The sequence below is a fragment of the Pseudorhodoplanes sp. genome, assembly GCF_046289595.1.
Taxonomy (GTDB): domain Bacteria; phylum Pseudomonadota; class Alphaproteobacteria; order Rhizobiales; family Xanthobacteraceae; genus Pseudorhodoplanes.
Genome location: NZ_JBKBVB010000100.1, coordinates 1 through 9,165 on the forward strand (window position 1 = coordinate 1; position 9,165 = coordinate 9,165).

Genomic DNA, 9,165 nt, shown 5'->3' on the forward strand with positions numbered 1-9,165 from the left:
ACTTGTACCTATTGACGCATGCGACAATATAGCACAGTATAAGATGTTAGCGACTGAAAAATCGACGGAAATCCGGCACGCCTGTCATCTCCCCGGGCTTGCCGGAAAGTGGCATGGGGGCGCTGTCGCGACACCTCCCGCGACGCGCCCCCGGACCGCCGTGACTGTGGCGGCGGGAAACGGGCAAAGCATCCGGGCGAGGGTGCCGCTGCTGACGTGCCTCTTCCGATCGACTAAAGACCCGTCGGCATGCCGTCCGTCCGTCCGATCGCAAGCCGCGCGGGCTTCCTGCTCGCTCTCATGCTTCTGTCGTCACCCGCCGATGCGGCACCGCGCGGCGCGCCGCAGGTCATCGGCTGCAGCGGCCCATTCTCGAAAGACGTCAGCCATGAGCGCATCGTCAAAGCGTTCGGCAAGCGAAATGTCGCCGTCGAAGCTGTTGGCATCGGCGAAGGCGAGATGCAGGTTGCGAGCGTGATCTTCCCGCGCGATCCGGCGCGCCGCGTCGAGGTGCTCTGGATCGACGCGAAACGGCGGCGCAAGGCGTCCGAAATCCGCACCGGCATCGACGCGACGTGGCGCACGGAACAAGGCATCCGCCGCGGCATGCCGCTGTCTGAGGTGGAAGCGCTGAACGGGCGGCCAATCGAGCTCTGGGGCTTCGGCTTCGACTACGGCGGAACCACGCTGGACTGGAAAGGCGGAGCGCTGGAGACGCAGGCCGGCGGCTGTACGCTCGTGCTGCGCTTTGCGATGCGGGCCGGGGCGGACAACGCCGCCGTTTACATCGGCGAACAAAGCCTGATGTCGGACAGCGAGGCGATGCGGAAAGCGGACCCGGTGCTCGATCAGGTGATGCTGAAATTCACGGAGTGATGCGGATAAACGGCCGCCCATTCGCGAGCCGTCTATCCGTTCGTTTTACCCGGTGTTATCGGCAGACACGGCGCGTGGAGTACACCACGCGGCCCGACGGCGTCACGGTGCGCGAGCGGATGGTGCGGCAATTGCCGCGCGCATAATGCCCACGATAATGCTTGCGCGCGTGACCGCGATGATAGCCGCGATCATAGCCCGGGCCGACGCGGACATTCACGCCGCTTTCGCCAGCGCGGATGTTCACCTGCGCGCTCGCGGGCGCTGCAAAACCGACGACGGCAACGGCGGCGACAATCATGAGAAGTTTCTTCATACGGTTTCCCTCTGTTTTATTCACTTCGCATCAACGGAACGGAAAACGGATCGTTCCGGCTGCAACAAGGAATGCAGGGGGATTATTTCTGCATGGCCGGGGAACGAACGCGGACTGAACGTCTGCACAGGATTGTTCCGTCGGCGATCTACGCCGCTTTGGCATTCTTCGATTTGTCGGCGAAAGCCGCATACCGGCGTCCGACCGGCGCCATCGTCCTATCGCGCCGAAGCCGAGTCGGTTCAAAATGCGAGCATCGGAAAAACGGCTTACGCCTCCGCCGGCGCAACCGTCGCACTTTGGCCGCTGCGCGCCAGCGCCTCGGCGACAAAGCCCGAAGCCTTCATCTCCTCGACAAAGCCGCGGAGATAGCGTGCGCCGGCCGGCCGGGATGGCTTCGTTCCCATCGCCTGGCGGATCTGCATGAAGCTGTCGGGCAAAAGCCGCAGGTCCGGATTGGCGGCGACATACTTTCCGATCAGCTGACGCACGCCGCCGATGGCGTCGAGCCGCTCGCGTGCGAACAGCCCGGCAACATCCGCCGGATCGGGCGGCGGCAGGCGAACCAGTTCGGCATGCTGCAATGTACGGGTGAGATAGAGATCGTAGGCGGATTTCGGTGTCACCAGGATGCGGCGGCCCGGTGCGTCGAGTTCGGCTACGCTTTTGTACGAGGCATCGCCACGGACGAGGTAGGTGCCTTCGATCAGAACGTAAGGCGCGGTAAAGGCGATCTCGGTGGCGCGCGCAGGCTCAATAGCGAGAAAGGCAATGTCCCATGCCCGAGGATCCGGCAGCACGGCGCCTGCCGCGTCGAACACCCCGCCTGCGCCCTCGAAAGACACGAAATGGACCGGCACGCCGAGCCGCCTCGCCAGTTCACGGGCGAGATCGGACGCGGTGCCGCGCGGCTCCTGCTCGCTGTCGCCGCGCTGCGCCAGAACGCCGTTGCCGTAATTGATGGCGGCGCGAAGGGTGCCGCCCGGTGCAAGCTCGCGGACAACGTCGGCGATAGCCTCGGTCATGCAGGGCCTCAGAATGCGGTGGGGGACCGGAGAACGGGGCGCTATCTGAACTTCAACTTGCGCGCGTCGGCGTCCATCTCAAGGCAGGTCAGCAATTCGACATAGCTGCCCGACGCCATCCCAGCCGTGCGCGCGCAGACTGTGCGATCCCCGGCCGGATAGCCGGACCAGTTGGCTTCCAGCTTCTTCCGCGCCGCGTTCTCCTCGGCGATGCAGCGATCGTAGCGTTCGTTCAGCCCCGGACTGTCCAGCCCGCCCTTGCAGGTCGGCTCGATGTTGAAACGCGGAAGCGTGTCGGACACGGCAAAGGCCAGCGGAATCATGAGCGCGAGCGGCGTCGGAAAAGCCATGAATGCAGTCTCCGGGACAGGTTTCGGCAACGCTACCGCATCGACGCGCGCAGGGGAATTGTATCGCGGCAGCTTTCCCTAAATTTTCGCCAAGCCTGCGGAAAGATGATAAATTTGACGTTGCAATGACAGCAGGCGGAGAGCCGGTCAAGGAGAAGCGTCATGGCCAAAGGACAGATGCGTTCGGCCAAGGAAAAGAAAAAGCCGAAAGCCGACACCAACAAGGTGAAACAGCTTTCGGCCTACAAAGCCGCACAATCGCAAAGCGGAAAGAAATAGCCGCAAGCAGCGATCGCAAGCGATGCGGCGGCGCCTGCACGGATCATGCTCCGCGCAGCGGTCTCCGCCAAACGTCAGGCAGCGGTTTTCTTTTTGGCAGCGCGCTTCAGCGGGAACGCCGGGCTGTCATACAGCGCGCGCATTTCCGCCTCGGTGTAGCGCGCCTCGTTCACTTCCAGCGTCGCTCCGAGCAGCGAACTTCCGGGCATATCCTCGATCGCAAAGCGCAAAGCCTCGGCGGCGGAATTGAAACGCTTGTAGCCAAACGGCCCACGCACCCGGCGGCTGCGGCTCGGATAAAGCTCGGCGGGCGCGCTGAAATCGAATCCGGAAAGGTCGCGGACCTGCGCCTGCCAGCGCGCGCGGTTGATGGACTGGGGCTCGTTCGCCATCTCGTCACTCCTGTCGCCTGATTACGAATCGCAGCGGCGAGCGCTGGCGAAACATCGTTTGAATGGAAGCGCACATCCCGCGCGCGCCGGGAGCAGGACGCTCAACCGGCCCGCCATATATAAACGCTGCAGCCCCCAAGCGCCAGTCGCAATAGCGAAATAATTACGTCAGCGGGTCAGTAAAATCTTAGCAACGCATTGACTTTAATAGATTTTCTGGAATTGTTGCGATGCAACAATTTTGGTTGATCTTGGCAACGATTTGCTTTATATTTCAAATAATTTGAGGCGCGGCAGCACACCCGGTTTTTCCGGGCCAGACGGGCACGGCCGGCGCCACCGTACTTTCGGAGCATCGTGAACTATGTCCGACCATCCCATGCGCGGCTTTGCCCGCGCGTTCTGCGACGCGCTTTCGATGCGCGAGCCGGCGCATATTGCGCCGCTGATCCACGACGATGTCGACTGGACCGTGTTCGGCCCGGTAGACCTGTTTCCATTCTTCGGTCACTGCAAGGGCAAGGCGGCTGTCCTCGCAATGCTCAAGCGCCTGACCGGCAGCCTGCAATTGCGCGGCTGCGAGATGGAGCGCACCCTTACCGATGGCGCGCACGCCGCCAGCATGCTGCGGATCAATGCGCGGGACCTGCGCTCCCGCCGCATGCTCAGTCTGCGGGTCGCCCTGTTCGCGCAATTCGCAGAAGACGGAAAACTGATGGGGCTGCGCGCGGTGTTCGACTCCTTCGACGCCGTCGAACAATTGATCGGCCGGCATATCGACCTCTCCGCAGTGGCCTGACGGGCAGGGTCGCCGCAGCGTGCCATTGCAACCGGCCGACACTTTGGCTTAATTCGCGTGCGCGCGTGCCAGATGCGGCGCAGGCGGAGCAGGCTCATGAGGATGTTGTCAGCGGCCCTGGCCCTGGTGGTGGCGGCGACAGCTGCGCAATTCGCAGGTTTTGCCAGCGAAGCCGCTGCCCAAACTGCGGACATCGAAATGCTGACCGAGAAGGACGTGCCGCAAGCCGTCGCGAAAAGCCTTGGCTGCAAAACCCCTTCCGGCCCCGTGACCCGGCGTCCGTTTGCCGGCGGCTCCGTGTTTCTGCAGCCCTGCAATGACGGGGGCCAGGCCCTGATCCGAGTCGTATTCGCAACGACCCGCGAGGGCGGGGGCGCGCGCCGCCTGGAATTTCATCGCCCCGAGGGCCGGCGGATGGGTGCGTTATCATCGGTGGTCCTGCTGCCGGCCGAGAACGAGATTGCCGGCACCACCGGCCGGCTGACGCGGCGGATCTGCCGCGCCGAAGGCCGCTGGCGCATGGAAGGCAAACAGCCCGCGCCGGGTCTTGTCTATTGGCGACAGACCCGCGATTGCGAGGGCAAGTCCGGCTGGCAGACCGTGCTCGGCCGACCGCGTTAGGTGCGTCTGCGCGCGGTATTTGTCGCCAAATTCGCCCGATTCGCTCCCCGACATGGCCATCCTGCCGCGCGGCTCATGCCTTTTTGGCATGCGGCAATCGCGTCGATCCGGGGGATCGCGCGGGAGACAAACCCGCGTAGATGGAAGGAGTTTCAGTATGACGGCTATCAAGCGACTCGGCGATGTCGAACGCCAGGCCTCCAGTGAGTTTGAAGGCGAGATCAGAGAATTCATTCGACGCGATATGTCGACGCGGCGTCCGGGTTCGGCCGAGCCGATCGCGACGTCGCAGGCGGAGTCCGAGAATCTCAATTCCCTGCTCGAGCGGGTCTCCGGAGCGACCGTTGCCGAAATCGACCGTCTGATCGCGGAGCTCCAGACCATCCGCTCGCTCCTGCACAGCGAAGGTGAGCGGGTGCGCCGCGAAATCACCGGTTATGCCGGGCTCAGCCAGTCGGCGGTGGCCACCATGAAGGTTATCAACGATACGCTCGCACAACTGCGTCCGGGCGCCGGCGCCATGGCGGCGACGCCGCCCCGCAACAGCGACTGAACGCCGACACGAGAGTCTTTTCGCCTTTGTTCGATCGCGAAAAGACTCTGAATTCGGGCGTTGGCGCGTTTTCCCAACACGAGGCGGTGTCCGCTTCAGGCGACAGCGATTTCAGAAACCAAAACCGATCCCGATGCCGCCGCGGCCGCCGCCGATGCCGATCGAGACCGGCGGGACCGCGGGGCGTCCGCCACCGCTTCCGAAAATCTCGCGATCGGTCGGCGGCGTGATGCGCTCGCGGCGGGCTTCGCGCGGCGGTGCCGCCCTGCGCGATGACGGCTCGGGCTTGCGCGCCGGCGGGCGGGCTGCGTCCTTCTTGACCGGTGTTTTTGGAGCGGCGGCAGGGATCGCAACGCATCGATCGCCCTCGACGCGTTGCCCGGTTGCGCAGACAAGCGGGCAAATACGGCCCCGCTGCACCCGCACCGCTTCCAGCGCGCTGACGCTCGGATTGCGCGTGTCCAGCTTCAGGCCGGCCCGGCGATTGAATTCGGCCAGCGCGTCCTGCGATCTCTTGGTCCAGGCGCCGTCCACCGCACCCGGATCGCAACCCACGCGCGCCAGCTGCTCCTCAAGATCATGCGCAACCGCACGCAAGTCGACGCGCGGTTCGGGTCTTGATCCGGCTGGATCCGGAGCGGGCAGGACCGCAATCTGCGGCTGCTGCACCGGGGGCTGCGCCGCGGGCGCGCTCGGCGGCTCCAGTCTGGCGCGCTGCTGGCGCGCAAGCGAGGCATAGAAGCCTGAGGGATGTACCGCCAGAAACGCGTCCCAGGCTTCACGGGTGCCAACGCGTTCTGCAAGCTCGTAATCGCGCTGCGGATCGATCGCGTGCTGCGCCGCATCCGGGTTCGGCAAGACCGCGATCTGCCGTGTCGGCTCCTGCCCCTTCACGGCGTGCGGCACGAGCGCCAGTTCGGCACCGCCGAGCGAGCCGGCGACATACGGCTCCTGCCGGCCGCCGGTGGCCCGCACCACATCGTCCCGCACATGCCCGAGCGCAATCCGGATATCCCGCCCCGGAACCGCGATATTCTTCAAAAGCGCCGCCGCGAACGGGCTGTTCTCTCCGGTCCCGTCATCGGCCGTCGCGCCGGGTCCGGTCGCGAACGCGACCAGCGTCTCGGTGGTGAGCGGCTCGACCTTGGCCAGCCCGCCGCTGACATTGCGCGTCGACACGCTTCGCTTCATGCGGCCCACAAACGGGTTGTCGCGGCATGCATCGAGAATCACGAGACGAAGCCGGCGCGCCGGTTCGATGGCGCGCATCACGCGGTCGAGCGACAGCGCTTCATCCTCGACATCGAAATCGCTGACCAGCTTGGCATCGACCGGCAGCAGATAGTTGGTGCCATTTACCTCGATGCCGTGGCCTGCGAAATACACGACCGCGATATCGGCATCGCGCACCGATCCGGCGAATTCGCGCGCGGCGCGTTTGAATTCCAGATTGCCGAGGTCGAGCCTGGTTTCCACCACATCGAAGCCGGAGCGCCGCAACAGCTCGCCGATCGCCCTGGCGTCGCGCGCCGGATTGCTGAGCGGCGCGGCGTTCTGATAGGCGCCGTTGCCGACGATGAGTGCTACGCGTTTCTCGGCCCGCGCTTCGCAAATGCCGATGCCGAGCGCGGCCCACACGCCGCAAAGGATCGCTGCAAGACGCATGACCTGCCCGCTAAGCCCGAGAGATTGAGGTCAATTCTAACAGCCCGGCAGAACTCCTCCAAGCTGGGTCGCAGGATCTCAGGTCAAGGTTCACGCGAGTTTGTTCGCCGTTGCACGATTTGGCGATGCAGGCTTGTTGAACCGGTGTTATCGCGTTCCATCGCGCCGGGTCACGATGTCGACGATCTGCCGCTTGGCCGGGTCCACGATCACGATGGTCTCTCCCGGCGCCTTGGCGAATTTGAAATCGCGCAGGACGCCGACCTGGTCTTTCAGCGCAATCGGCATCTCATTGAGGATGACAGAATCGGGAATCTCGGCGCCGATCTCGACCGGTGCGCCGTCCGGAATGGCACGCGACGGTGCTTCTCCGATTTCACGGTAGATGATGCGCCTGTGGTCGTCGGTCAGCCCGATACCGGGCTGCGCCGCATCCGTTCCCGCGGTTTGCGCAAGCGCAGTGAAGGGCACCAGCAAGACCGCAAGGAATGGAGCAGGACGAAGCATGACCATGCGGCTCCCCGTCAGTGGCACCGTGCGGATTAGTCCGCTGCAGGCTGGGTGACGCTCACCGGATCGGAGCCGGCCATACTCTCTTCCAGCCCTTGCTCAAGCTTGCGCTCAGCGAGGTCACGCTCTTTGACGGACTGCGCCGGCTGGATCTCAAGATCGGGGTTGCCACCACGTTTTTCGGTTGAAAGGTTCGGCATCGGCTTGCTCCACGAAGTTCCGCAAACCAACGCAGTCGCCCGTTATCGGTTCCGTCGCATGGCTGCGGTCATCCCGGCCGATCAGCGGCTCGATGACACCACGAGCGGAGCTGACGCCGCAGCTTCGACGCCGTGCTCGATATTGGCGGTAACCACAAGCAGCGCAATGATCGCGACGACGGCCACAACGCCGCCATAGGCCCAACCGACCAGCCTCAGGCTACGCAGTTCCGGCATGTCCCGTACCTCGCCCCCGCCGCCGTCAGCACACGCCGCGGCGTGCCAACCAACTAAAGCGCGGTGCTTGAAGAATCGATAACAGCCGCAACATAGCGGCCAATCGGATCGACCAGCACGATCGCATCTTTCGTCTTCACGAAAAGATAGCGCTTCACCCACGGCATCTGCTGCGCGATCCGGTCCGGCACCGGCTGCAGCGGAACCGACGGCGGCACCACCACCGATTCTGTGAAATCCGCTTTTGCGTCCACCGCAACCGCATCCTCGCCGGCCAGCGCCGCTGCGATGTCGCGCTTTTGATCCGCAGTAAAGTTGAAGGTGTGGCTGATGATGGGCTGCCGGTCGTGCTCGAAAATCGACTCGTCATGCGCGGCGGTGGCCTGCGACGAGGGCACGACTTCGCCTGCGACGCGCGGATTCGCGTTGTTGACCGGTTGATCCGCCGGTCGGAGCCCGACAGTGGCTTCGGGATTTCCCGCTGCGGGCGGTGCGGTCTCTGATTGAGTCTGCGGCTGGGACGGGTTTGCCGTGCCGGGATCGCTGCGCATCTCCGCCGGCGCTTGGGCGAACGCCGTGCCGGCCAGCAAGGCGGCAGCGGCCGTCAGCAATGTCAGTTTGGTCACGCGTGTCATGGTCCCGTGGTCCTCGATCCAGATCGGACCCCGGTCGGCCAACGCAGCGGTCTCGCTGAGGTTCCGCGCGACCGCTAAACGACGACACAAGCCGCGGACACCATGGCCACCGGCTGGTGATTCCACGCCCCGATGATCGAAACACGGCCGAATGTCGTGGTGGTGCCAGCGCGGAGGATGCGCGCATCGGCAAGCAGATCGGAATGAGCCGGACCGAGGAAATGCGCAGTCTGGTCGACTGCATTCATGGGCCGATAGCCATTCCAGGCCGCCGCGCAGGCAAAAATCATCGCGGCATCGGCCAATGCCATCATGGCCTGGGGCGAAACGGTTTTGCCGTCGGCGCAAAGTTTGCGGCTGAAGGGCAGGCGCAGCACCGCGCCGGGACTCCAGTCCGGACCGGCCCCTGCCGGCCGCCAGGCCTCGACCGCCTCGATCAGCAGCCCCATGTCCTGGGTCCAGGGCGGAATCACTTCCAGCATCAGCCGACTCGCCGCACGCAAGCCGAACATGCTCGACGTCGCTGCTGCCGCGTTGGCTGGCATTCAGTTCCCCGCCTGCAGCCGGAGCGCTATCCCCGGCACGCCTTCGCCCGTCTTGTCGTCACGGCGACCTCTGCCCCTGCCGCAGTATTGTCCGCGATTCGTCATCCGGTAAGGGGGGGGGGCGGGGGGGAAGTAGGGGGGGTGTGTGAAAACGATCCCCCC

At 64.5% G+C, this 9,165-nt stretch carries 14 protein-coding genes; 4 read left to right on the forward strand and 10 right to left on the reverse strand.

The annotated features are described in order from the left end of the window. Positions 1–249: 249 nt before the first annotated feature. Positions 250–876 carry a hypothetical protein gene (locus ACK41X_RS17750; protein ID WP_409726052.1) on the forward strand — a complete coding sequence of 209 codons (627 nt, stop codon included), beginning with the start codon at positions 250–252 and terminating at the stop codon, positions 874–876. Between the two features lie 55 nt (positions 877–931). On the opposite strand, the gene ACK41X_RS17755 is transcribed toward ACK41X_RS17750, so the two are convergent. The 4 genes from ACK41X_RS17755 to ACK41X_RS17770 form a co-directional block, all read right to left on the reverse strand. Beyond that, a complete protein-coding gene (locus ACK41X_RS17755) occupies positions 932–1,192 on the reverse strand; it encodes a hypothetical protein (RefSeq protein ID WP_409726054.1) in 261 nt (86 codons plus the stop codon). Between the two features lie 269 nt (positions 1,193–1,461). Next, positions 1,462–2,217: a transporter substrate-binding domain-containing protein gene (locus ACK41X_RS17760; protein ID WP_409726056.1), complete on the reverse strand. Its 756-nt coding sequence runs from the start codon at positions 2,215–2,217 to the stop codon at positions 1,462–1,464. A 41-nt stretch (positions 2,218–2,258) separates the two neighbouring features. Then, positions 2,259–2,567, reverse strand: coding sequence for a hypothetical protein (locus ACK41X_RS17765; protein ID WP_409726058.1), 309 nt, complete (start codon positions 2,565–2,567; stop codon positions 2,259–2,261). 353 nt (positions 2,568–2,920) lie between these two features. Next, positions 2,921–3,238 (reverse strand): hypothetical protein, encoded by a 318-nt coding sequence (locus ACK41X_RS17770; protein ID WP_409726060.1) that lies wholly within the window; start codon positions 3,236–3,238, stop codon positions 2,921–2,923. A 364-nt stretch (positions 3,239–3,602) separates the two neighbouring features. On the opposite strand from ACK41X_RS17770, the gene ACK41X_RS17775 reads away from it, so the two are divergent. The 3 genes from ACK41X_RS17775 (at position 3,603) to ACK41X_RS17785 (ending at position 5,211) form a co-directional block, all read left to right on the forward strand. Next, a complete protein-coding gene (locus tag ACK41X_RS17775) occupies positions 3,603–4,037 on the forward strand; it encodes a nuclear transport factor 2 family protein (RefSeq protein WP_409726062.1) in 435 nt (144 codons plus the stop codon). A 96-nt stretch (positions 4,038–4,133) separates the two neighbouring features. Continuing rightward, positions 4,134–4,658, forward strand: a complete 525-nt coding sequence (locus ACK41X_RS17780) for a hypothetical protein (RefSeq protein ID WP_409726064.1) — start codon at positions 4,134–4,136, stop codon at positions 4,656–4,658. A gap of 157 nt (positions 4,659–4,815) precedes the next feature. Then, the gene (locus tag ACK41X_RS17785) at positions 4,816–5,211 is read left to right on the forward strand and encodes a hypothetical protein (protein WP_409726066.1); all 396 of its coding nucleotides are present in this window, start codon (positions 4,816–4,818) and stop codon (positions 5,209–5,211) included. Positions 5,212–5,322: 111 nt separating this feature from the next. On the opposite strand, the gene ACK41X_RS17790 is transcribed toward ACK41X_RS17785, so the two are convergent. The 6 genes from ACK41X_RS17790 to ACK41X_RS17815 all read right to left on the reverse strand — a co-directional run bounded on the left by ACK41X_RS17790 (position 5,323) and on the right by ACK41X_RS17815 (position 9,003). Then, positions 5,323–6,876 carry a caspase family protein gene (locus ACK41X_RS17790; RefSeq protein WP_409726068.1) on the reverse strand — a complete coding sequence of 518 codons (1,554 nt, stop codon included), beginning with the start codon at positions 6,874–6,876 and terminating at the stop codon, positions 5,323–5,325. A gap of 147 nt (positions 6,877–7,023) precedes the next feature. Next, positions 7,024–7,389, reverse strand: coding sequence for a hypothetical protein (locus ACK41X_RS17795; RefSeq protein WP_409726070.1), 366 nt, complete (start codon positions 7,387–7,389; stop codon positions 7,024–7,026). Between the two features lie 29 nt (positions 7,390–7,418). Further along, positions 7,419–7,586 (reverse strand): hypothetical protein, encoded by a 168-nt coding sequence (locus ACK41X_RS17800; RefSeq protein WP_409726072.1) that lies wholly within the window; start codon positions 7,584–7,586, stop codon positions 7,419–7,421. An 81-nt stretch (positions 7,587–7,667) separates the two neighbouring features. Further along, complete coding sequence (locus tag ACK41X_RS17805; RefSeq protein ID WP_409726074.1) at positions 7,668–7,823, reverse strand: hypothetical protein; 156 nt, start codon at positions 7,821–7,823, stop codon at positions 7,668–7,670. Positions 7,824–7,876: 53 nt separating this feature from the next. Next, the gene (locus ACK41X_RS17810; RefSeq protein ID WP_409726076.1) at positions 7,877–8,458 is read right to left on the reverse strand and encodes a hypothetical protein; all 582 of its coding nucleotides are present in this window, start codon (positions 8,456–8,458) and stop codon (positions 7,877–7,879) included. A gap of 74 nt (positions 8,459–8,532) precedes the next feature. Next, positions 8,533–9,003, reverse strand: coding sequence for a hotdog domain-containing protein (locus tag ACK41X_RS17815; protein WP_409726078.1), 471 nt, complete (start codon positions 9,001–9,003; stop codon positions 8,533–8,535). Between the last annotated feature and the right edge of the window lie 162 nt (positions 9,004–9,165).

Coding starts and splice junctions, on each gene's coding strand:
- ACK41X_RS17750 (WP_409726052.1), top strand. CDS start 250: ATGCCGTCCGTCCGTCCGATCGCAAGCCGCGCGGGCTTCCTGCTCGCT.
- ACK41X_RS17755 (WP_409726054.1), bottom strand. CDS start 1,192: ATGAAGAAACTTCTCATGATTGTCGCCGCCGTTGCCGTCGTCGGTTTT.
- ACK41X_RS17760 (WP_409726056.1), bottom strand. CDS start 2,217: ATGACCGAGGCTATCGCCGACGTTGTCCGCGAGCTTGCACCGGGCGGC.
- ACK41X_RS17765 (WP_409726058.1), bottom strand. CDS start 2,567: ATGGCTTTTCCGACGCCGCTCGCGCTCATGATTCCGCTGGCCTTTGCC.
- ACK41X_RS17770 (WP_409726060.1), bottom strand. CDS start 3,238: ATGGCGAACGAGCCCCAGTCCATCAACCGCGCGCGCTGGCAGGCGCAG.
- ACK41X_RS17775 (WP_409726062.1), top strand. CDS start 3,603: ATGTCCGACCATCCCATGCGCGGCTTTGCCCGCGCGTTCTGCGACGCG.
- ACK41X_RS17780 (WP_409726064.1), top strand. CDS start 4,134: ATGAGGATGTTGTCAGCGGCCCTGGCCCTGGTGGTGGCGGCGACAGCT.
- ACK41X_RS17785 (WP_409726066.1), top strand. CDS start 4,816: ATGACGGCTATCAAGCGACTCGGCGATGTCGAACGCCAGGCCTCCAGT.
- ACK41X_RS17790 (WP_409726068.1), bottom strand. CDS start 6,876: ATGCGTCTTGCAGCGATCCTTTGCGGCGTGTGGGCCGCGCTCGGCATC.
- ACK41X_RS17795 (WP_409726070.1), bottom strand. CDS start 7,389: ATGGTCATGCTTCGTCCTGCTCCATTCCTTGCGGTCTTGCTGGTGCCC.
- ACK41X_RS17800 (WP_409726072.1), bottom strand. CDS start 7,586: ATGCCGAACCTTTCAACCGAAAAACGTGGTGGCAACCCCGATCTTGAG.
- ACK41X_RS17805 (WP_409726074.1), bottom strand. CDS start 7,823: ATGCCGGAACTGCGTAGCCTGAGGCTGGTCGGTTGGGCCTATGGCGGC.
- ACK41X_RS17810 (WP_409726076.1), bottom strand. CDS start 8,458: ATGACACGCGTGACCAAACTGACATTGCTGACGGCCGCTGCCGCCTTG.
- ACK41X_RS17815 (WP_409726078.1), bottom strand. CDS start 9,003: ATGCCAGCCAACGCGGCAGCAGCGACGTCGAGCATGTTCGGCTTGCGT.